The organism is Umezawaea tangerina (assembly GCF_003002815.1).
Taxonomy (GTDB): domain Bacteria; phylum Actinomycetota; class Actinomycetes; order Mycobacteriales; family Pseudonocardiaceae; genus Umezawaea; species Umezawaea tangerina.
This window is the reverse complement of record NZ_PVTF01000012.1, coordinates 184,772-205,874: the sequence shown is the minus strand read 5'-3', so window position 1 is coordinate 205,874 and position 21,103 is coordinate 184,772. Positions and strand designations below refer to the sequence as shown.

Annotated in this window: 18 protein-coding genes and 1 pseudogene; 6 read left to right on the top strand and 13 right to left on the bottom strand. The window is 70.3% G+C overall.

The features are described from left to right. Positions 1 to 86: 86 nt before the first annotated feature. The 5 genes from CLV43_RS34895 to CLV43_RS34875 are packed head-to-tail and all read right to left on the bottom strand — an operon-like array spanning position 87 to position 7,102. On the bottom strand, positions 87 to 3,017 hold the full coding sequence (locus CLV43_RS34895; protein WP_245887184.1) for an alpha-mannosidase: 2,931 nt from the start codon (positions 3,015 to 3,017) through the stop codon (positions 87 to 89). Beyond that, positions 3,014 to 4,144: a glycoside hydrolase 5 family protein gene (locus CLV43_RS34890; RefSeq protein ID WP_106192796.1), complete on the bottom strand. Its 1,131-nt coding sequence runs from the start codon at positions 4,142 to 4,144 to the stop codon at positions 3,014 to 3,016. Before CLV43_RS34890 ends, CLV43_RS34895 begins: the two co-directional genes overlap by 4 nt. 11 nt (positions 4,145 to 4,155) lie before the next feature. Continuing rightward, complete coding sequence (locus tag CLV43_RS34885; protein ID WP_106192794.1) at positions 4,156 to 4,962, bottom strand: carbohydrate ABC transporter permease; 807 nt, start codon at positions 4,960 to 4,962, stop codon at positions 4,156 to 4,158. After that, positions 4,959 to 5,831: a carbohydrate ABC transporter permease gene (locus CLV43_RS34880; RefSeq protein WP_211304699.1), complete on the bottom strand. Its 873-nt coding sequence runs from the start codon at positions 5,829 to 5,831 to the stop codon at positions 4,959 to 4,961. Before CLV43_RS34880 ends, CLV43_RS34885 begins: the two co-directional genes overlap by 4 nt. Beyond that, the gene (locus CLV43_RS34875) at positions 5,828 to 7,102 is read right to left on the bottom strand and encodes an ABC transporter substrate-binding protein (RefSeq protein WP_106192791.1); all 1,275 of its coding nucleotides are present in this window, start codon (positions 7,100 to 7,102) and stop codon (positions 5,828 to 5,830) included. Before CLV43_RS34875 ends, CLV43_RS34880 begins: the two co-directional genes overlap by 4 nt. 97 nt (positions 7,103 to 7,199) lie before the next feature. Here CLV43_RS34875 and CLV43_RS34870 point away from each other — a divergent pair, with 97 nt between their 5' ends. Continuing rightward, complete coding sequence (locus tag CLV43_RS34870; RefSeq protein ID WP_106192789.1) at positions 7,200 to 8,213, top strand: LacI family DNA-binding transcriptional regulator; 1,014 nt, start codon at positions 7,200 to 7,202, stop codon at positions 8,211 to 8,213. Positions 8,214 to 8,375: 162 nt separating this feature from the next. Here the strand turns inward: CLV43_RS34870 and CLV43_RS34865 are convergent, their stop codons facing one another. The 5 genes and pseudogenes from CLV43_RS34865 to CLV43_RS34850 all read right to left on the bottom strand — a co-directional run bounded on the left by CLV43_RS34865 (position 8,376) and on the right by CLV43_RS34850 (position 12,973). After that, positions 8,376 to 9,173: an alpha/beta fold hydrolase gene (locus CLV43_RS34865; protein ID WP_106192788.1), complete on the bottom strand. Its 798-nt coding sequence runs from the start codon at positions 9,171 to 9,173 to the stop codon at positions 8,376 to 8,378. Positions 9,174 to 9,185: 12 nt separating this feature from the next. Next, positions 9,186 to 10,403 carry a threonine synthase gene (locus CLV43_RS34860; RefSeq protein ID WP_106192786.1) on the bottom strand — a complete coding sequence of 406 codons (1,218 nt, stop codon included), beginning with the start codon at positions 10,401 to 10,403 and terminating at the stop codon, positions 9,186 to 9,188. Positions 10,404 to 10,577: 174 nt separating this feature from the next. Then, on the bottom strand, positions 10,578 to 11,234 hold the full coding sequence (locus CLV43_RS34855; RefSeq protein WP_245887206.1) for a LysR family transcriptional regulator substrate-binding protein: 657 nt from the start codon (positions 11,232 to 11,234) through the stop codon (positions 10,578 to 10,580). A 78-nt stretch (positions 11,235 to 11,312) separates the two neighbouring features. Then, positions 11,313 to 11,483 (bottom strand): annotated as a pseudogene (locus CLV43_RS49660) (LysR family transcriptional regulator); the annotation flags it as partial. A gap of 923 nt (positions 11,484 to 12,406) precedes the next feature. Then, a complete protein-coding gene (locus CLV43_RS34850; RefSeq protein WP_106192782.1) occupies positions 12,407 to 12,973 on the bottom strand; it encodes a hypothetical protein in 567 nt (188 codons plus the stop codon). A 183-nt stretch (positions 12,974 to 13,156) separates the two neighbouring features. Here CLV43_RS34850 and tig point away from each other — a divergent pair, with 183 nt between their 5' ends. From tig to CLV43_RS34825, 5 genes are all read left to right on the top strand, one after another. Next, positions 13,157 to 14,515 (top strand): trigger factor, encoded by a 1,359-nt coding sequence (gene tig / locus CLV43_RS34845; RefSeq protein ID WP_106192780.1) that lies wholly within the window; start codon positions 13,157 to 13,159, stop codon positions 14,513 to 14,515. Between the two features lie 146 nt (positions 14,516 to 14,661). Then, positions 14,662 to 15,270: an ATP-dependent Clp protease proteolytic subunit gene (locus tag CLV43_RS34840; protein ID WP_106192779.1), complete on the top strand. Its 609-nt coding sequence runs from the start codon at positions 14,662 to 14,664 to the stop codon at positions 15,268 to 15,270. A gap of 26 nt (positions 15,271 to 15,296) precedes the next feature. Then, positions 15,297 to 15,926, top strand: a complete 630-nt coding sequence (locus tag CLV43_RS34835; RefSeq protein WP_106192777.1) for an ATP-dependent Clp protease proteolytic subunit — start codon at positions 15,297 to 15,299, stop codon at positions 15,924 to 15,926. Positions 15,927 to 16,117: 191 nt separating this feature from the next. Continuing rightward, complete coding sequence (gene clpX, locus CLV43_RS34830; protein ID WP_106192775.1) at positions 16,118 to 17,398, top strand: ATP-dependent Clp protease ATP-binding subunit ClpX; 1,281 nt, start codon at positions 16,118 to 16,120, stop codon at positions 17,396 to 17,398. Between the two features lie 66 nt (positions 17,399 to 17,464). Next, positions 17,465 to 18,049, top strand: a complete 585-nt coding sequence (locus CLV43_RS34825; protein WP_106192773.1) for an RBBP9/YdeN family alpha/beta hydrolase — start codon at positions 17,465 to 17,467, stop codon at positions 18,047 to 18,049. Positions 18,050 to 18,074: 25 nt separating this feature from the next. Here CLV43_RS34825 and CLV43_RS34820 read toward each other — a convergent pair whose 3' ends face one another. The 3 genes from CLV43_RS34820 to fdhD form a co-directional block, all read right to left on the bottom strand. Beyond that, complete coding sequence (locus CLV43_RS34820; RefSeq protein ID WP_106192772.1) at positions 18,075 to 18,986, bottom strand: alpha/beta hydrolase; 912 nt, start codon at positions 18,984 to 18,986, stop codon at positions 18,075 to 18,077. A 68-nt stretch (positions 18,987 to 19,054) separates the two neighbouring features. Further along, positions 19,055 to 20,224: a CaiB/BaiF CoA transferase family protein gene (locus CLV43_RS34815; protein WP_245887183.1), complete on the bottom strand. Its 1,170-nt coding sequence runs from the start codon at positions 20,222 to 20,224 to the stop codon at positions 19,055 to 19,057. Beyond that, positions 20,211 to 21,041: a formate dehydrogenase accessory sulfurtransferase FdhD gene (fdhD, locus tag CLV43_RS34810; RefSeq protein WP_106193028.1), complete on the bottom strand. Its 831-nt coding sequence runs from the start codon at positions 21,039 to 21,041 to the stop codon at positions 20,211 to 20,213. The genes CLV43_RS34815 and fdhD overlap by 14 nt, the downstream gene beginning before the upstream one ends. Positions 21,042 to 21,103: the final 62 nt, after the last annotated feature.

Below are 21,103 nucleotides of genomic sequence, written 5' to 3'. Positions count from 1 at the left end.
GCGGGGGCATCGGAGCATCACGTGGCCTTGGGTGCGGATCCCTTACGGACGGTCGGTAAGGGATCCGCGGCCGGGTAAGGGGTCGGTCACCTCGTGAAACGCAGGGTGACCACCTGGAAGGGGCGCAGTTCCAGGTCGACGGAGGTGTCGGCCAGGGGGCGTTCGAGCAGGTCGGTCTCGACGACGCGTTGCACCGGGAACGAGGTGCGCAGCGTCGCGTGGGCCCGGCCGCCGAGCGACTCGTAGAGCCGGACGACGACGTCGCCGGACCGGTCGTCGGCGAGCTTGACGGCCTCGACCACCACGGCGGGGTTGTCGACGGCCACCAGCGGTTCCACCTCCCGCGAGCCGCGCACGACCCGTTGGGGGAGGTTGGTGCGGTACCCGGCGGCGACGGCCTCGGCGATGCCTGCGCCGACCACGAGCGCGTGGCGGAAGCGGTGGGTGCCCTGGTCGGTCTGGGGGTCGGGGAACCGCGGGGCCCTGAGCAGGGAGAGCCGGACGGTCGTGGTCGTGCCGCCGTCGTCACGGGTCGTGCGGGTCACGTCGTGGCCGTAGGTGGAGTCGTTCGCCAACGCCACGCCGTAACCGGGTTCGCCGACGTGCAGCCAGCGGTGCGCGCAGATCTCGAACTTGGCGGCCTCCCACGACGTGTTCACGTGGATCGGCCGGTGCAGGTGCCCGAACTGGGTCTCCGCCGTCGACACCTCGGCCCGCACGTCCAGCGGGAACGCGAGCTTCAGCAGCTTCTCGACCTCCTGCCACTCGACCTCGGTGTCGATGTCCAGCTGCCGCGCGTCCTCGGCCAGCCGCAACGTCTGGGTGATCGTCGACTTCCCGAACGACCGCCGCACCAGCAGCCCGTCGGGCAACGCGGTCACCTCGCCGTCCACCAGGTCGACGCGGTTGTTGCGGTAGAACGGGTCGATGTCCCAGGCGTCCCACTGGTTCGGCGTGTCCGCGTGCAGCTGCGGCAGGTTGCCGACCGCGCCGGGCGGCAGGACCTCCCGCCGGGCCCCGATGTCGTACACCGAGGTCAGCAACCCGTTGTCGGACACGGTGATCCGCAGCAGCCCGTTGTCCAGCACGCCGCCGACCGGTGCCACGAAAGCGGCCTGGGGCGTGGCGCGCGCGGTCGACGACACCGCGTCGAACACCAGGTCCGCCTTCCCCTCGCCCGCCAACGCCGTCACCGAGCTGTCGATGATCCCCTCGAGCTCACCGGCCACCCGCGCGTAGGTCGCCTCGGCCTCGCGGTGCACCCAGGCGATCGAGCTGCCGGGCAGGATGTCGTGGAACTGGTGCAGCAGAACGGTCTTCCACAGCCGGTCCAACGCGTCGTACGGGTACGGGGACCCGAACGACAGGTGCGCCGCCGTCGCCCACAGCTCGGCCTCGCGCAGCAGGTGCTCGCTGCGCCGGTTGCCCTGCTTGGTGCGCGCCTGCGTGGTGTAGGTGGCGCGGTGCTTCTCCAGGTACAGCTCACCCGCCCACACCGGCGCGTTCGGGTACTCGTCCTGCGCCCCCTGGAAGAACGCCGCGGGCGTCTCGATCGTCACGGTCGGCGAGCCCTCCAGGTCCGCCACGCGCTTGGCCGTCTCCAGCATCTCCCGCGTCGGCCCGCCACCACCGTCGCCATACCCGAACGGCACCAGCGACCTGGTCGCGACGGCGTGCTCGGCGAACTGCCTGCTGGCACGGGCGAGCTCCTCGCCCGACAGCGAGGAGTTGTAGGTGTCCACGGGCGGGAAGTGGGTGAAGACCCGGCTGCCGTCGATGCCCTCCCACCAGAACGTGGAGTGCGGGAACTTGTTGATCTGGTTCCAGGACAGCTTCTGCGTCAGGAACCACCGCGAGCCGGACAGCTTGATCAGCTGCGGGAGCGCCGCGCTGTAGCCGAACGAGTCCGGCAGCCACACCTCCTCGGTCTCGACGCCGAACTCGTCGAGGAAGAACCGCTTGCCGTGCACCAGCTGCCGCGCCATCGCCTCGCCGCCGGGCATGTTCGTGTCCGACTCGACCCACATGCCTCCGACCGGCACGAACCGGCCCGCCGCCACCTTCGAGGCGATCCGCTCGAACACCGCGGGGTGGTGCTCCTTCATCCACGCGTACTGCTGCGCCTGCGAGCACGCGAACACGAACTCGGGGTAGTCGTCCATCAGCGCGGTGACGTTGCTGAACGTCCGCGCGCACTTGCGCACGGTCTCCCGCAGCGGCCACAGCCACGCCGAGTCGATGTGCGCGTGCCCGACCGCCGACACCCGGTGCGCGCTCGCGTTGGCCCGCCGCGACAGCACCTCCACCAGCGCCGACCGCGCCGAGGCGGCGCTGCCCGCCACGTCCTGGGTGTCCAGCAGGTCCAACGACCGGTCGATCGCGTGCAGGATCCGGTGCCGCCGCGGCTCGTGCTGCGGCAGCTCCTTCATCAGCCCCTGCAACGCCTGCAGGTCCGTGACCAGGTGCCACACCTCGGGGTTGAACACCGCGAGGTCGGCGCGCAGGATCCGGTACAGCGGCTCGGTGCCCGCGGTCTCCTTGTCCCCCAACGGGGTCGGCACGAACGGCTCGAAGTCCAGGATCGTCGGGTTGCCCGCGGCCTCCAGGTAGTACAGGACGCTCGACCCGGACACCGGCAGGTGCGTGTTGCGCGGCTCGATGCCCTTCACCGGCTCACCGGAGGCGTTGTACGCCAGCCCCTCGGCCTGGAAACCGGGACCGGGGTGGGTGAACCCGAGGTCCACCACCACCTCGACCTGCCTGCCCTCCCACTCCGGCGGCACCTCCGCGGCCAGCCGGAACCAGCTGGTGCTCCACGGCGGCCCCCACGCGTCGCCGACGCGGGCGGGCTCGTAGGTGGCGGCCAGCGCCTCGGCCACCGGCACGGGTTCGCCGGGCGCGTGCCACACCGACAGCTCGACCGGCGTGGAGTCGCCGTAGAGCGCGGGCCTGATCCGTTCCCTGAGGGCCCGGTTCAGCCGCTCTTCCAGTAGCGCGCGTTCGTCGTGCACCGTCACCCCACTTCGATCGAAGCTCGCACGCCGTCGCGCGCGAGGCCCATCCACTCGTCGAAGACGGCGCCACTCGGCCCCCACGACGAGCGCTCCCCAGTCAATTTCACCGACGTCGTCCGCGCCACCGGGGACGGCGGGACCTCCCGTGCCCGCGCGACGATCCGCGCCACGGTCTCGCCGAGCGGCTTCACCTTGCGCTCGGTCGTGAGCAGCCCCAGCTCGTACTCGCGCTCGGGGAAGTCGACCAGCGACCGGTCCACGTCGTGCGAGCACCACCACGTGACGCCCCACAGGTTCGTGCACGACAGCACGTTCGCCAGGGTCCGCTCGGCGAACTCCGGCGCCTGCTCCGCGCCGATCTCCGGTTGCGCCGCCCCGATCTCCTGCAGCCACACCGGCCGGTCCGGCGCGCCCCACGCCTTCGCCAGCTCCACCAGGTACTCGGCGTGGTGCACGCTCTCCACGCTCAACGGCCCGTAGCGCTGCGCGGTCCCGTTGAACACCCACGAGTGCACGGTCGTCATGGCGCCCTTGCGCGCGGCGTGCGCGGGCAGGAACGGGTGGTCGTCGGAGTACCAGACGGCGTCGTACTCCGAGTGCACGTGCGGCTGGTCCGGCGCGACCGCGGCGCACACGAGCAGCAGCTCGTCCAGCCACGCGGCGGCCTCGTCGGGGGTGAGCGGGTTGGACTCGGTCAGCAGGTTGGTCTCGTTGCCCAGCGTGAGGCCGAGGAAGTTCGGCCTGTCCCGCAACGCCTCCAGCAGCGTGCGCAGGTAGAACGCCTGCCCGGCCAGGACGTCCGGGTCGGTGAACACGTTGCGGCGGTGCCACGTCTGCACCCACGACGGGTAGAAGTCGAAGCTCGACAGGTGCCCCTGCAGGGCGTCGACCTGCACGTCCAGCCCTTCCGCGGCGGCCGCGTCGACCATCGACACCAACTGCTGCACCGCCCGCGGCCGCACGAGGCCGCGGTTGGGCTGGAACACCGGCCACAGCGGGAACACCCGCACGTGGTCGAGGCCGAGGGCCGCGATGGAGGCGAGGTCCGCGCGCACGGCGTCCAGGTCGAAGTCGAGCCAGTGGTGGAACCAGCCGGAGGAGGGGGTGTAGTTGACGCCGAATCGCAGCAAGGCGGTCCTCTCTAGCCCTTGATGGCACCTTCGCCGACCCCGCGGAAGAAGTGCTTCTGCAGGCTGATGAACAACACGATCAGCGGTGCGACGGCGATGATCGTGCCCGCCGCGACCAGCCGCTGGTTCTGGAAGAACGTGCCCTGGAGGTAGGCCAGACCGATGGTCAGCGTGTACTTGTCCGGGTCGCTGAGCACCACCAGCGGCCACAGGAAGTCGTCCCAGCTGAACATGAACGAGAACAGCGCGACCACCAGGATCGTCCCGCGCGCCGAGGGCACCGCGATCCGGGCGAACCGCTGCCACGCGTTCGCCCCGTCGATGACCGCGGCCTCCTCCACCTCCGGTTGCAGGGCGAGGAAGGCGTTGCGCATCAGCAGGACGTTCAACGCCGCCACGGCACCGGGCAGCACCACGCCGGTCAGCGTGTTGGTCAGCCCGAACGACCGCATGACCAGGAACAACGAGATCAGGATGACCTCGAACGGCACCAGGATGCCCGAGGCGAACACCAGCGCGGCCAGCCGCCGACCGCGGAACCTCAGGCGCGCCAACGCGTACCCGGCCATCGACGCGCCGACGCAGTTGGCCACCACGTTGACCAGAGCCACGAACAGCGAGTTCAGCACGAACGTCCACACCGGCACGACGTCGGCGACGCCCGCGTAGTTGGCCAGCGTCGGTTGCGACGGCACGAAGTCCGGCGCGTACACGTCCTCGCCCGCGCCCTTGAGCGAGGTCGACAGCTGCCACAGGAACGGCCCGATGGTGACGGCCAGCACGAACAGCAGCAGCGCGTACCGCCCGACCCGCCTCACAGCGCCTCCTCCCGCCGGTTGAGCCGCAACGTGACCAGCAGCAGTCCCAGCGTGACCACGAACAGCACCATGCTCAGCGCGGACGCGTAGCCGACGTTGCCGGTCAGGCCGGTGCCGGTCTGCTGGATCAGCATCACCAGCGACGTGTCCGCGCCGCCCGGCCCGCCCGACCCGCCGGAGAGCAGGTAGATCTCGGAGAACACCCGGAACCCGTTGACCGCGGACAGCGCGGCCACCAGCACCATCGTCGGCCGCAGCGCGGGGACGGTGACCGCGAAGAACCGCCGCACCGGACCGGCGCCGTCGACCTGGGCGGCCTCGTGCAGGTCGGCGGGCACGTTCCCGAGCGCCGCCAGGTAGATGATCATGTAGTAGCCGAGGCCCTTCCAGATCGTCACGAGCATGGCGCTGACCAGCAGCAGCCACTCGTCGGTCAGGAACGGCACCGGCCTGCTGACCCAGCCCAGCGCGCGCAGGACGTTGTTGACCAGCCCCTGGCTGTCCAGCAGCCACGTCCAGATCAGCCCGACGACCACCGCCGAGGCGATCACCGGGGTGAAGAACGCGGTGCGGAAGAACGTGATGCCGGGCAGCTTCTTCCGAACCAGCAGGGCGATGAGCAGGGGCAGCACGACCAGCGGCGGCACGACGCCCACCAGGTAGAGCGTGCTGTTGCGCAGCGCCACCCAGAACTTCGGGTCGTCGAGCATCCGCTGGAAGTTCGCCAGCCCGGTGAAGTGCCCGCCGCCGAGCGCGGTGGCGTCGGTGAACGCCAGCACGATCATGTTCACGAACGGCACCAGGCTGAACGTGACCACGACGGCCAGTCCCGGCAGCAGGAACAGCCACGGCGTGTACCAGCGGGTCACCCGAGCAGGCGGTCGCATTCGGCGACCGCGTCGTCGAGGGCCTGCTTGGCGGACTTCTTGCCCAGCATGGCGTCGGCGAGGTTCTGCCGCAGCGAGTCCTGCATCTGCTGGCTGAACTGCACCGGCGTGTAGTTGACCGAGTCGCCGAGCTGCTTGGCCGCGGCCACCCGCACCCTGGCCTCGTCGGACCCGTCCTCGGTGGTGAAGTAGGGGTCCTTCATGCCGTCGCGGCTGCTCGGGAAGATCGTCGCGACCTTGGAGAACGCCAGCTGGTTGGCCGCGTTCGTCACGAACCGGCCGAACGCCAGCGCGGTCGGCTTGTTCTTGCTGGAGGTCGGCACCGAGACGCCGTGCACGAACATGTTGGCCTTGCCGGTGTTCGTGATCGGCTTGGTGATGCCGATGTTCGCGTACAGCGACGGCGCGTCGGTCTTGAACTTGCCGAGGTCGTAGGCGGAGCCGGGGGTCAGGGCGGTCTGCTGCGCCATGAACTTCGCCCCGGACCCGGTGTAGTTCTGGGTCAGCGCCTCCGCGACCAGCCCGCCCGCGTCGTACATCCGCTTGTACATCTCGACCAGCTCGACGCCCTTGGCGGAGTTGAACGTGAACTTGGTGCCGTCGGCGTTCATCATCTCCACGCCGTAGAGCCCGAAGTCCGCGATGGCGGGCGTCTGGCCGAGCATGGCGACCTTGCGGTCGGTCTTCTGGGCCATGGTCAGCGCGGCGGTCTCGAGCTCGGCGAACGTCGTCGGCGGGCTGTCCGGGTTGAGCCCGGCCTGCTGGAACAGCGCTTTGTTGTAGAAAACAGGACCGGTGTTCAGGTACCACGGAAAACCGTACGTACCCGCTTTACCCGGAATGGCGTAAGCGGCCCACGCGTTGTCGAGGTAGTCCTTCTTGGCATCCGCCGCCGCCTCGTCGAGGTTCACCAGCTGACCGGCTTTGGCGAGCGGGAAGCTGAGGTCCGGCGGCACGTTGATCACGTCCGGGAGCGACCCGGCGGAGGCGTCGGCCAGCACCTTGGTCAGGTACCCGTCGGCGGGCTGGTCGATCCACTTGACCGTCGTGCCGGGGTGTTCCTGCTGGAAGGAGGCTATGACACCCTCGACGTACTGGGTGTACTTGGGTTTGAGCGCCCACGTCTGGAAGGTGATCTCGCCCTTGACCTCACCCGCGACCGCACCTCCCTGCTCGTTCGTGCCGGACAGCCCGCAGCCCGCCAGGGTCGCCGCCGCCAGACCGATCAGGAATACCCGCCGAGTCGTCCGCATGACCGCACCTCCGTGTTGTCCGGACCGTAGCTAAACCGGTATAGCTGCAGCTACCCTCAATCGATTCACTTGTCTACTTCCGGACAGGTTGGTGAGCGTGAAACGTCCGACCATCCGCGACATCGCGCTCCGCGCCGGTGTCTCGAAGGGCGCGGTCTCGCTCGCGCTGAACGGCAGACCGGGCGTCTCCGAGACGACCCGGTCGCGCATCCTCGCCGTGGCCGAGGAGCTGGCCTGGCGGCCCAACAGCGCGGCCCGCGCGCTCTCGGCGGCCCGCGCCGACTCAGTCGGCCTGGTGCTCGCCCGGCCCGCCCGCACGCTCGGTGTGGAGTCGTTCTTCTTCCAGCTGATCTCCGGACTCCAGGCCGAGCTGTCCACCAGGTCCGTCGCGCTGATGCTCCAGGTCGTCGAGGACCAGGACGCCGAGATCGAGGTCTACCGGCGCTGGTGCTCCGAGCAGCGGGTGGGCGGGGTGTTCCTGGTCGACCTGCGGGTGGACGACCGGCGGGTCGCGCTCGTCGAGGAGCTGGGACTGCCCGCCGTCGTCATCGGCGGCCCCGGCCACCACGGCGGGCTGGCCAGCGTGTGGGCCGACGACGCCAAGGCGATGGTGTCGATCATCGAGCACCTGGGCTCGCTGGGGCACCGGCGGATCGCGCGGGTCGCGGGCCTGCCCGGACTGCTGCACACCGAACGCCGCACGACCGCGTTCCACGAGGCCGCGAGCGCGTGGGGCATCACGGCCGCCGAGTGCGTGGCGACCGACTACACCGACGAGCAGGGCGCGAGCGCCACCCGCGAGCTGCTGTCCGGGCCGACCCCGCCGACCGCGATCGTCTACGACAACGACGTGATGGCGGTGGCGGGCGCGGGGGTCGCGGCCGAGCTCGGGGTGGCGGTGCCGGGTGGGGTGTCGCTGGTGGCCTGGGACGACTCGCCGCTGTGCAGGCTGATCCACCCGCCGCTCACGGCGCTGGCGCGGGACACGTTCGCCTTCGGCGGCCGGGCGGCGACGGCACTGCTGACCGTGCTGGACGGCGGGGCGCCCGTGGACGTGGAGGACCAGGTGCCGGTGCTGGTCCCGAGGGGCAGCACCGGCCCGCCGCGCTAGGGCGTGTATCGAAGTCTCGTTCGATGGGAGTCGCGCCTGAGGTGGTTCCTGGCGGTGCGGCCGACTGGCCCGCATACCGCCTGTTGTATGCGGGCCAGTCGGCCGTGCCCCCAGGAACCACCTCAGGCCCGGCTACCGCGAACACGGACTTCGATACACGCCCTAGTCCAGGTCCTCCACGAACCGGGTCAGCAGCTCGGCGAACGCCTCCGGGTCCTCCTCCTGCGGCGCGTGGCCCACGCCGTCGATCACCTGCACCTCTCCGCGCCACAGCGTCGGGATGTCCAGCCCCCGCAGGTAGTCCAGCGACACCAGCTGCTCCTCGCGGCCGTGCAGCACGGCCAGCGGCTTCGCCAGGCCCGCGACGATCGCGGCCTCGTCGGCGATCGAGCCGGAGCCGATGGCGTTGCCGATGCCCTCCCGCGCGGCCGGGTCGGTCGCCAGGATGTCGGCGACGAAACCGTGCAGCGGCAACGGGGAGCCGGGCGCGACGAAGCTCGCGGCGTACGCGGTGGCGTCCTCCTCGGAGACCTGGCCGGTGAAGCCGACGCCCATCGCGGGGTTCGGCAGGAACGCCGACGGCACCGCGGCCGGGTTGGGCAGCGGCGGCGTGCCGAAGACGACGAGGCCCGCCGCGTCGGGCAGGCGCGGCTCGGCCTCGATCACGATGTGGCCGCCGAGGCTCCAGCCGACGAACACCGCGTCGAGGGCGTCCGAGACCTCGGCGAACCCGGCGACGGCGGCGGTGAACGTCGCGATCGAGTAGCCGCCGTCCGGTGCCTGCGACCCGCCGTGGCCCGGCAGGTCCGGTGCCAGGCAGCGGAACCGCTTGCCGAACGGCCCGTCCAGCAGCGGCTGCCACGTCCTGGACGACGACGAGTTCCCGTGCACGAGCACCACCGGTCTCCCGGTGCCGGTGCTCTGCCGGTGGGCGATCTCCAGCCCGTTGACCGAAACCATCAGGGTCTTCTCCTATCGCGGCAGGCTGTCGCCGATGTCGAGGGTGGGCACCTCGACGCCCACCGTGTCGGGGTACTTGATGCCGGCTCCGGTGTTGAGCACGACGACCTCCTCGCCTTCGCCGAGCCATCCCTCCTTGCGGAGCAGGCGGACGGCGGCGAACGCGGCCGCCCCCTCCGGGCACACGAACGCCCCTTCGAGCCGGGCGCACAGCTCCTGCGCCGCCAGCAGCGCCTCGTCGTCGACCGCGATGGCCGTGCCGCCGGTGTCGTAGAGCGCGTCCAGGATCAGGAAGTCGCCCAGCGCCTTGGGCACGTTGATGCCGAAGGCGATCGTCGACGAGTCCGGCCACTGCTCCGCGGTCCGCTCACCCGCCTCGAACGCCTTCACGATCGGCGCGCACCCGGTCGCCTGCACGGCCACGAGCCGCGGCAGCTTCCCGGTGATCCAGCCGAGCTCCCGCATCTCCAGCAGCGCCTTGTGGATGCCGATCAGCCCGACCCCGCCGCCGGTCGGGTAGAGGATCACGTCCGGGCACCTCCAGCCCAGCTGCTCGGCGATCTCGTACCCCATGGTCTTCTTGCCCTCGATGCGGTAGGGCTCCTTCAACGTCGAGGTGTCGAACAGCTCGCCGTCCGAAGTGGACACCAGCTCACCGATCATCCTCCCGGCGTCGCCGATGAGCCCGCGCACCAGGTAGAGGTCCGCGCCGCTGACCGCGCACTCGGCGCGGGTGATCTCCGGGGCGTCCACCGGCATCGCGATCACGCTGCGCAGCCCGGCGCGCGCCGCGTACAGCGCCCACGCCGCGCCCGCGTTGCCGTTGGTCGGCATGGCGATGCCGGTCGCGCCCAGCTCCGCCGCGCGGGACACGCCGACTGCCGCGCCGCGGGCCTTGAACGACCCGGTCGGCACCAGGCCCTCGTCCTTCATCAGCAGACCGGGGACGCCGAGCGCCTCGCCGAGCCGGGGGAGCGGCAGCAGCGGCGTCATGCCCTCGCCGAGGGTGACCACGCGCCGGGGGTCGCGCACCGGCAGCACCTCGTGGTAGCGCCACAGCGTCGGCGGCCGCCCGGCCAGGTCGGCGGGGGTGACCGACGCGCGCACGGCGTCGAGGTCGTAGCGCGCCAGCAGCGGGGACCCGCACTCGCACAGGTTCGCGAGCACGTCCGCGTCGTGGCGCCGCCCGCAGCGGGCGCAGTCCAGGTGCGTCAACCGGCTGAACGTCATGACCGCCAGCCAACCACGGATCACCCGCGGCGGTGCTCCGGCGGAATCGCCCGGTCCCGGTCCGCGGGAATCCGCACGTGGACCGGAGGGGTGCGGGGAGGAGGCACCGCGTCACCCCGTCGGAACCGTTCTTGAGCGCTTTCGCGCCCGAAGGCCCAAGAACGGTCCCGCAATTCAGGCCGGGGTGGCCACCTGTTCGCTGACGACCTGGGCGGCCGCGGAGACCAGGGCGGTCACCGAGGGGTTGCCCGAGTTGTCCTGGCGCCACGCGAACTGCGTGTACACCCGGAACGGCGGCACCCAGGGCAGTCTGCGCAACCTGCCGTCCGCCAGCTCCGCGGCGACCGTGACCTCGGGGACCAGCGAGATCCCCAGGCCGGAGGCGACCGCGCGCTTGGCGGCGTCGATCGAGTCGAGCGCCAGCACCGGCGACCTCGACTCGGTGTCGTGCAGCCCCAGTGCCTGTTCGAACTGCTCGTAGTAGCTGGCGCCGTTCTCGGCCCTGACCAGCGTGCTGCCGCGCAGCTCGTCCTCGGTGATCACCGACCGCCTGGTGAGGGCGTGCGTCGGTCCGCTGACCATGACCAGCGGTTCGGGGCAGAGCACCGTCGACTCCAGTCCCTCGCGGGGCTCGATCGGGCCGATGAAGAACGCGCAGTCGAGGCGTCCTTCCCGGACCGACGACAGGTTCGACTGCGTGTTCCTCGAGTGCAGCGAGATCTGGACGCTCGGATAGCGCCAGCACATGTACTCGATGAGTGGTAACAGCCGGTAGTCGGTCAGACTCTGTGCGCTGCCGATGACCAGCTTGCCGTGCGGCTCGCCGTTCATCGTGATGGCTTTTCTGGCCTTGTCGGTAAGGGTGATGATGTTGCGTGCGAAGGGCAGTAGCTCAACGCCCGCGGACGTCATCTGGATGCCACGGGGAAGTCGTCGGAACAACGACACCCCGAGGGTCTCCTCGAGTGCCTTGATACGGGTAGTGATCGTGGGCTGCGAGCAATTCAGAGTGGCGGCGGCCTTCGTGAAACTTCCCGTTTGAACCACAGTTGTGAACGCCAAAAGCTGACGCGTCTCCATGGAGCTCCCCAACGGTGCGTAAAAGAGTGATCCACGAACGCCGGGGTAGGACGGCGTCGTGGGGTCCGGTGCGTTGGCGGTCGTCGACCTGGCTGCGGGTAGGTGTGCAGTCAGGCCGGTTGAACCGTCAACATCGCCGGGCAACCGTGCTGGGTACCGGAGGGAACAGGTAGAGCCATGTCGGAACCAGGCCTGCTCCGCGCCGGGAGACGCGGGTGGTGCCTGCGGACAACGGCCGGTCGTCGGTCGGGGGCAGCGGCGGAATGGATCTCATCGGGTCATCGACACCTTGTCTGGTAGGTGGTTGAAAAGCTCGATGACATTGTCTCGCTCGTTTCTTGCGTCCCGTTACCGGTTGCGTCCGCCTCTGGTTCCCCCCAGAACGTCCGGCAACTTTCTTTGGGTGAGCAAGGTGGGCCCAGGCTCGCGCGTCACGCTACCTGACCTGCACACGAATGGACTACGGCGAGTGGAGTCATCTCAACAAGTGAAAGTTTTCCGTGAGGCGCTACTCCGGTTGGCCTCTATTCACTCGTTGTGCGTAACCCCCCTTGGTTCTCGTTGCGGTCGGTGAGTCCGACTGCGGCACTCGTGTTACGACGGCAACCTTAGGTAACCCATGCACTTGTTGTATGGCTTCGGAGAGTCATCAGATGTGTTTGCCACTCGAATGGCCTAATGTGCTGCTGAACCGGCTAGTGCCGAATAGGCCGGGCGGTCGCACGGGTGCCATCGCCCGCACCTGCCGCGACCGGGGCAAGCGCTCCCACGGGTGACTCCGCTGACCCTGCTAGGTGCCGGTGGTACCCCCTGGTGGCCCAGCGCCTCGTTCGGACGCCGCGGCTCACGTTCCGACGCCGCGGGGAGCCGGACGGTTCCTCCGGATCGCGGGTCCGATCCGCGGTGGTGGCCCGGAGGGGCCGTCAGTGGTGCCCCTTCGTCCTCGCGAACACGCACCCGTCGACGCCCGCGGGCTCCTGCTCGGCGTCGGTGCCGGGAACCGGCTTGCACCAGAGGTGCCGCAGCCCCAGGTCGTCGGTGCCCAGCTCCTCGGACGTGAGCGCGAAGCCGTCGCCGAAGCCGAAGTCGGGGTTCTCGGTGAGCGTCCCGTCGGCCAGGCCGCGCTTCCAGGACTCCTGCAGCGCCCGCACGCCGTCGGGCTTGAACAGCACGAGGCCGACCTTGCTGAACGGCGGCACGGAGCAGGTCGCCCACTCGGCGATGAACGGCTCGTACAGCCGCGCCCGGTCCGCGCCGAGGTAGGAGGTGAGCTCCGGCATCGTCGCGGTCCTGGCGTCGGCGCACTGGCCGCTGGCGGCCCGCGTCCACCGGACGACCTCGTCCAGGGTCGTGAACGGGCCCGCCGGACCCGCGACCGCGGAGGAGGTGGGGTGGTGGCCCGCGTGCGGGTCGGCGGGCGGGTCGGCGGACGCGCACGCCGCCAGCAGGAGCAGTCCGGTCGACGCCGCGGTGATCGCGCGCAGTGCCATCCGCCACCTCACATTGGTCTAGACCCCTCACGGTAAGGCCTGGACGTGCGGCCGGGTAGGGGGCCAGCCCACCCCCGGCGGCCCGGCCGACCTGACGACTCACCTAGACTCGACCGGAATCCCGGCGCCTGTCGTGGTGTTTCGGGGTGTTCCGCACGTCATGTTCGTTACGAGGAGACCACGTTGAAGAGCACCGTCGAGCACCTGAGCCCGACGCGGGTCCGGATCAACGTCGAGGTGCCGTTCGACGAGCTCAAGCCGGACTTCGACCGCGCTTACCGCAAGCTTGCCAAGCAGGTGCGCATCCCCGGCTTCCGTCCTGGCAAGGCACCCGCACGCGTTCTGGAGAGCCGCATCGGCCGCGGCGCCGTACTGGACGAGGTCGTCCAGGAGGCCATCCCGGCCAAGTACCTCGAGGCCGTGAACAGCGGTGAGGTGCGCACCCTCGGCCGCCCCGAGTTCGAGGTCACGAACATCGCCGACGGCGACTCCCTCGCGTTCAGCGCCGAGGTCGACATCCGTCCCGAGATCACCGTGCCCGCGTTCGGCGAGCTGTCCGTGAGCGTCGAGGACCAGGAGGTCGAGGAGTCCGACGTCGACACCCAGCTCGACGAGCTCCGCGCCCGCTTCGGCACCCTGACCGGCGTCAAGCGCGAGGCGGCCGAGGGCGACTTCGTCGTCGTCGACCTGTCCGCGACCGTGGACGGCGAGGAGGTCGAGGAGGCCAAGACCTCCGGCCTGTCCTACGAGATCGGCTCCGGCCAGCTCGTCGAGGGCATCGACGACGCCCTGGTCGGCGCGTCCGAGGGCGAGACCAAGACGTTCACCACCACGCTGGTCGCGGGCGAGCACTCCGGCCGCGAGGCCGAGGTCAGCGTCGTGCTCAACAGCGTCAAGGAGCGCCAGCTCCCCGAGCTGGACGACGAGTTCGCCCAGCTGGCCAGCGAGTTCGACACGCTGGACGAGCTGAAGGGCGACCTGCGCACCAGGCTCGGCCGCGTGAAGAAGATGCAGCAGGGCGTCGAGGCCCGCGACAAGGTCCTCGAGGCGCTGCTGGCGACCGTCGAGGTCCCGCTGCCCGAGGCCGTCGTCCAGGGCGAGGTCGACGCGCGCAAGCACGACGCCGTGCACTCGTTCGACCACGACGAGGCCCGCTTCGCCGAGTGGCTGACCGAGCAGGGCCAGACGCAGGAGGAGTTCGACACCGAGGTGCGCACCGCGGCCGAGCAGGCCGTGAAGACGCAGCTGGTGCTCGACTCGATCGCCGACGCCGAGGAGATCAGCGTCACCGACGGCGAGCTCACCGAGCGGATCATCTACCAGGCGCAGCGGTTCGGCATCAGCCCGGACGAGTACGTCAAGCGCGCGCAGCAGTCCGGCCAGCTCGGCGCGATCTTCGCCGACGTCCGCCGCGGCAAGGCGCTCGCGTCCGTGGTCCGCGGGGCCACCGTGACCGACGCCACCGGCAACGCGCTGGACCTGGACGAGCTGTTCGGCGAGTCCAAGTCGGACGACTCCACTGAGGAATCCGTCGAGCAGTAAAGCCCTGAGCGAACGCGGGCGGTGTCGGGAAGTCGACGCCGCCCGCCTTCGTTAAGGTCACTTGTAGGGAATCCGGTCGGACCGGATCAGAGTCAAGCCACGGCGGAGCAGTCCTCCCCGTTCCTCCTGGAGTAAGGCAGGCAGACGTGACGCAGCACTCCTTCCCGACGCCCGAGATGCGGTCGTCCGCGGGGATGAACCTCAACGACTCGGTCTACGAGCGGCTGCTCCGAGAGCGGATCATCGTGTTGGGTTCCCAGGTCGAAGAGGGCATCGCCAACCAGATCACCGCGCAGCTCCTCCTGCTCGCCGCCGAAGACCCCGACAAGGACATCACGCTCTACATCAACTCGCCCGGCGGCTCGGTCACCGCGGGCATGGCCATCTTCGACACGATGCAGCTCATCGAGCCGGACGTCGCCACGGTCGCCATGGGCCTCGCGGCCTCCATGGGCCAGTTCCTGCTCTCCGCGGGCACGCCCGGCAAGCGCTCGGCCCTCCCGCACGCGCGGATCCTCATGCACCAGCCCTCCGCGGGCGTCGGCGGCACGGCGGCCGACATCGCGATCCAGGCGGACATGCTGACCCGCACGAAGCAGGAGATGGCGGAGCTCATCGCCGAGCACACCGGTCAGCCGGTGGACCGGATCATCGCCGACTCGGACCGCGACCGCTGGTTCACCGCGGCCGAGGCGCTGGAGTACGGCTTCGTCGACAAGGTGATCACCCGCCCCACCCGCGTCTCGAACGCCTGACCGCGGCACAACCCAGGAGAGATCAAGTGGACCAGTCCTACGCGCCTCAGTCCCGGTACGTGCTGCCGTCGTTCGTCGAGCGCACCAGCTACGGGGTCAAGGAGTCCAACCCCTACAACAAGCTGTTCGAGGAACGCATCATCTTCCTCGGCGTGCAGGTCGACGACGCCTCGGCGAACGACGTCATGGCGCAGCTGCTGTGCCTCGAGTCGGACGACCCCGACCGCGACATCCTGCTCTACATCAACTCGCCCGGCGGCTCGTTCACCTCGCTGATGGCGATCTACGACACGATGCAGTTCGTCCGCCCGGACATCCAGACCTACTGCCTCGGCCAGGCCGCCTCGGCCGCCGCCGTCCTGCTCGCCGCGGGCACCCCCGGCAAGCGGCACGCGCTGCCGAACGCCCGGATCCTGATCCACCAGCCGTCCACCGAGGGCGTCTACGGTCAGGTGTCGGACCTGGAGATCCAGTCCAACGAGATCCAGCGCGTCCGCCGCCTGATGGAGACCACGCTGGCGCACCACACCGGCCGCTCCCCGGAGCAGGTCCGGCTGGACGTCGAGCGCGACAAGATCCTGACGGCCGACGCGGCCAAGGAGTACGGCATCGTGGACGCCGTGCTGCCCTACCGGAAGCTCTCGGGCAAGAAGTGACGCCCGACACGCCGAGCTGACCGGGCCTACCGGTTGGTTCGGCGGGTCCGGGGGACGCTGGTCCTCCCGCTCGGACGGGTTGGCCAGGTACCGTCGAGAGGAATGGGTGGAACTCGTGTCCAACGGGCTTCCGCCACACGATCAGGCGCCGCACATCAGGTGTGCGCCGGAGGGGACAGAGGTCAGCGGTCATGGCGCGTATCGGTGACGGCGGCGACCTGCTGAAGTGTTCTTTCTGCGGAAAGAGCCAGAAGCAGGTGAAGAAACTCATCGCTGGCCCCGGCGTTTACATCTGCGATGAGTGCATCGACCTCTGCAACGAGATCATCGAGGAGGAGCTCGCGGAAGCGGGCGACGTCAAGCTCGATGAGTTGCCGAAGCCGTCTGAGATCCACGAGTTCCTCGACCAGTACGTCATCGGTCAGAGCGAGGCGAAGCGGACTCTCGCGGTGGCGGTCTACAACCACTACAAGCGCATCCAAGCGGGTGATCGGGGGCGCGAGGGCAGGGACGACGGCGTCGAGCTGGCGAAGTCGAACATCCTGATGCTCGGGCCGACGGGGTGCGGCAAGACCTACCTCGCCCAGACCCTGGCGAAGATGCTGAACGTTCCCTTCGCCATCGCCGACGCGACCGCGCTCACCGAGGCGGGCTACGTCGGCGAGGACGTCGAGAACATCCTGCTCAAGCTCATCCAGGCGGCCGACTACGACGTCAAGCGCGCCGAGACCGGCATCATCTACATCGATGAGGTCGACAAGATCGCCCGGAAGAGTGAAAACCCGTCCATCACCCGTGATGTGTCCGGTGAGGGCGTCCAGCAGGCGCTGCTGAAGATACTGGAGGGGACCACGGCCTCCGTGCCCCCGCAGGGCGGCCGCAAGCACCCGCACCAGGAGTTCATCCAGATCGACACGACGAACGTGCTGTTCATCGTGGCAGGCGCCTTCGCGGGCCTGGAGAAGATCATCCAGGACCGCGTGGGCAAGCGCGGGCTCGGCTTCGGCGCCGAGGTGCGCACCAAGGCCGAGGTCGACGCGGCGGACTACTTCGCCGACTCGATGCCCGAGGACCTGATCAAGTTCGGCCTCATCCCGGAGTTCATCGGCCGTCTCCCGATGGTCGCGAGCGTCACGAACCTGGACAAGCCGTCCCTGGTCAAGATCCTCACCGAACCGAAGAACGCGCTGGTCAAGCAGTACCAGAAGCTCTTCGAGATGGACGGCGTCGAGCTCGAGTTCACCAAGACCGCCATGGAGGCCGTCGCCGACCAGGCGATCCTGCGCGGCACCGGTGCCCGTGGGCTCCGGGCGATCATGGAGGAGGTGCTGCTCCCCGTGATGTACGACATCCCGAGCCGCACCGACGTCGCCAAGGTCGTCATCACGGAGCAGACGGTCAAGGAGAACGTGAACCCGACGATCGTCGCCCGCCAGCCGAGCAGGCGCGAACGTCGCGAGAAGTCGGCTTAAGAACACGAAGCGGATGGGCGCACCCCGGTCACGGGGTGCGCCCGCTCGTTTTTCCGGAGGTCCGTCGTGTCACTGCCCTACGTCCTCTTGCTGCACGGCCTCAACGGCTCCGGCCCGGCCCACTGGCAGAACTGGCTGGCGGGCGAACTCGCCCACCACGGTGCCCAGGTGGACATGCCCGTGTTCGGCGACCCGGACCGCCCGACCCTCGACGTGTGGCTCGCGGAACTCCGCACCCACCTGATGGCCGCCCCCAGTACGGGTGAACGTGTCGTTGTCGCCCACTCGCTCGGGTGCCTGCTGTGGCTGCACCACGCCGACACCTTCGACGACCCCGCGCTGCGCGTGGACCGCGTCCTCCTGGTGGCCCCGCCCCGCCCGGACCACGTGGAACCGCTCGTCACCACGTTCATGCCGCCCCCGCAGGACCCGGCGGCGCTGCGCCGGGCCGCGGTCACCACCCGCCTCGTGGCGGGCGAGGGCGACCCGAACCTCACCCTCGCCGAGGCCAAGCTCCTCGCCGAGACGCTCCGCGTCGACCTGGACGTCATCGTCGGCGGCGGCCACCTCAACGCCGACAGCGACTACGGCTCGTGGCCCGCGGTTCTGAAGTGGGTCCGCAGCGACCGCACGCCGCTCACGCCGCGCTGACCCCTTCGGGCCACCCCGGCGGTCTTCAGACGCCCGACTTGGGCACCCGTTTCCCCACGAACCTGATCACGTCCGGCACGGCGCGGCGGAAGAAGCGGTCGTCGTGGCCGCCGGGGCCGATCGAGCCGACGACCGGGTGCTTCTCCTTGATGAACTGCCGCGTGCCGACGATGAACCGGTCCTTGTCGCCGATCCACACCCCGATGGGCGTGTCACCCAGGTCGGGGAGGTGCTTGAGCGGGTCGAGGGAGGCCCACTGCTCGGCGTTGGCGAACGCCTTGCGCTTCGCCATCTCCGGCCACGACGTGAGCAGGCCGGGCGCGATCGTGGCGACGGCCTGGAGCGGCCGGCGGCGTTCGGCGCGGCGGCGGGCGTAGAGCAGGGCGCCGAAGCCGCCCATGGACACGCCGGTGCAGGCGAACGGGAGGCCGCCGGTGCCGCCGAGGCCGCGTTCGACGAGCCAGCGGGGCACCTCCTCCAGCAGCATGGCCATCGGGTCGTCGCCGGGGATGTTCTCGTGCCAGTAGTTGTCGCCGCCGTCGACCGCCACGAACCCGAACGGGGGCACGGCGCCGCGGACGACGGCCGAGGTGAACACCTCGACCATGCCGCCGACGGCGGCGTACCGGGCGTTGCCGTGCAGGCCGTGCAGCAGGATCGACATCGGCAGGTTCTTCGGCGTCGGGCCGGGCGGCAGGATGGTCAGCAGGTCCACGTCGCGGCCCCTGGCCGTCGAGTGCACCCGGTCCACGCGCACGACGGCGCGCTTGCCCGCGGGCTTGGGCCCGGCGATGCCGACCGCCAGCCGCAGCGCCTCGCCCAGCGGCGCCGAGCCGTTGAGCGTCAGCCCGAGTCCGGCCGCCGTCACGCCCGCGGCGCCGAGTGCCGACAGCACCGTCCGCCTGGGCACACCCGTGCGCCGTGTCCGCTCTTCCATGGTCCCCCGATACCTCCGCACCACACATCGTGCGCTGGTCGGGCGCCGTTTCACACCCCAGTTCTTCCTCAGCGCGGGGAATCGTCCCGGAAGGCGGCGATCTCCTCCGCTGTGTAGCCGAGCGTGCGCAGTACGTGCTCAGTGTGTTCACCCCGCGCGGGGACGGCGCCGGGCGTCCAGCCCCAGGTGTCGGAGTCGACGGGCGGCCGAAGCATGACCGCGGACCCGCCGGGGACGGCCACGTCGTGACGTCGGTCACGCGCCACGAGCTGCGGGTGGTCGAGCAGCTCCGTGACGGCGCGCGTGCGGGCAGCGGGCACGTCGGCGGCGTCGAGGGCGGCCAGCAGGTCCGCGGCGGCCCACGTGCGGAAGTCGAGCTCGGCGTGCAGCTCCGCGCGGTGCCGCACCCGGTCGGCGACCGTGCCGAAGCGCGGGTCGTCGGCCAGCGCGGCGCGGTCGAGGACCTCGGCGCACAGCCGCCGCCACTGCGGGTCGTTCTGCACGGCCAGGTGCACCGCGCCGTCCCGGCAGGGGAACGGCCCGTAGGGCGCGATGCTCGGGTGATGGGCCCCGCTGCGGGGCGCCGCGGCCCCCGTACCGGCCGCGTAGAGCATCGGCTGGTGCATCCACTCCGCCAGCGCCTCGAAGAGGCTCAGGCGCAACGTGGCGCCCTGCCCGGTGCGCGCCTTGGCGAGCAGCGCCGCCAGCACGGCGGAGTGCAGCTGGACCCCGGCGGCGATGTCCGCGACCGAGATCCCGGCCCGCGCGGTCACGTCGCCGTCGCCGGTCAGCTCCACCAGCCCCGCCTCGGACTGGATCAGCGCGTCGAACGCCTTCCGCCCGCCGTAGGGCCCGTCCTCGCCGTACCCGGACAGCTCGCCGACCACCAGGTCCGGCCTGCCCGCGCGCAGGGTGTCTGCGTCCAGCCCGTGCCGCCGGGCCGCGCCGGGGGACAGGTTGCACAGCACCACGTCGGCGGCCGCGACCAGCCTGGCCACCACCTCGCCCGCGCGGTCGTCCGCGAGGTCGAGGGTCATCGACTCCTTGCCGACGTTCGTCCACGCGAAGTAGGACGACACCTCGCCGCAGGCCGCGTCGTAGTGCCGCGCGAAGTCCCCGACACCCGGCCGTTCGACCTTGACGACCCGCGCGCCCAGGTCGGCCAGCAGCCTCGTCGCGTACGGCACGGCGACGGCCTGCTCGAAGCTGACGACCAGGACCCCCTCAAGGGGCTTCAACAACGCGCTCCGCCCCGGTGTAGACGTTGAGGGACTCGCCGCGCAGGAACCCGACGAGCGTCATGCCCTGCTCCTCGGCCAGCTCGGCCGCCAGCGACGAGGGCGCGGACACCGCCGCGAGCACCGGGATGCCGGCCATCGCGGCCTTCTGGACCAGCTCGAACGACGCCCGCCCGGACACCATCAGCACGTGGTCGCGCAGCGGGATCCGGCCGTTCATCACGGCCCAGCCGAGCACCTTGTCCACCGCGTTGTGCCTGCCCACGTCCTCGCGGACCACGAGCAGCTCGCCCGACGAGGTGAACAGCCCGGCCGCGTGCAGACCGCCCGTCGAGGCGAACACCTTCTGCTCGGCCCGCAGCGCGTCCGGCAGCTTGGTCAGCACGTCCACGCCCACCCGGCACGGGTCGGCGGCGGGGGAGAACTCGGTCTTCAGCCGGACGGCGTCCAGCGCGGCCTTGCCGCACACCCCGCACGACGAGGTCGTGTAGAAGTTGCGCTCCACGCCGACGTCCGGCGCCGGGACACCGGGGGCGAGCGCCAGGTCGAGCACGTTGTAGGTGTTCTGCCCGTCCGGGCCGGTGCCCTCGCAGAACCGGGCCGTCGAGATGTCCTCCAAGCCCCTGATCACGCCTTCGCTGAGCAGGAAGCCGTGGGCCAGCTCGACGTCCTTGCCGGGCGTGCGCATGGTGACGGCCAGCGCGCGGCCGTCCACCCTCAGCTCCAACGGCTCCTCGGCGGCCAGCGCGTCGATCTTCCTGCGCTGCCCGTGCGGCGAAAAGCTGATCACCGGACGTCTCACCGTGACCCGTCCCACCGCCACCAACCCCTTAGTTCGTGCCGCTCCTCGCCAATGACCTACCGCTCATCGGGCTTGTT

Coding starts and splice junctions, on each gene's coding strand:
- clpX (WP_106192775.1), top strand. CDS start 16,118: ATGGCGCGTATCGGTGACGGCGGCGACCTGCTGAAGTGTTCTTTCTGC.
- CLV43_RS34850 (WP_106192782.1), bottom strand. CDS start 12,973: ATGGCACTGCGCGCGATCACCGCGGCGTCGACCGGACTGCTCCTGCTG.
- CLV43_RS34875 (WP_106192791.1), bottom strand. CDS start 7,102: ATGCGGACGACTCGGCGGGTATTCCTGATCGGTCTGGCGGCGGCGACC.
- CLV43_RS34860 (WP_106192786.1), bottom strand. CDS start 10,403: ATGACGTTCAGCCGGTTGACGCACCTGGACTGCGCCCGCTGCGGGCGG.
- CLV43_RS34820 (WP_106192772.1), bottom strand. CDS start 18,986: ATGGAAGAGCGGACACGGCGCACGGGTGTGCCCAGGCGGACGGTGCTG.
- CLV43_RS34865 (WP_106192788.1), bottom strand. CDS start 9,173: ATGGTTTCGGTCAACGGGCTGGAGATCGCCCACCGGCAGAGCACCGGC.
- CLV43_RS34855 (WP_245887206.1), bottom strand. CDS start 11,234: ATGAACGGCGAGCCGCACGGCAAGCTGGTCATCGGCAGCGCACAGAGT.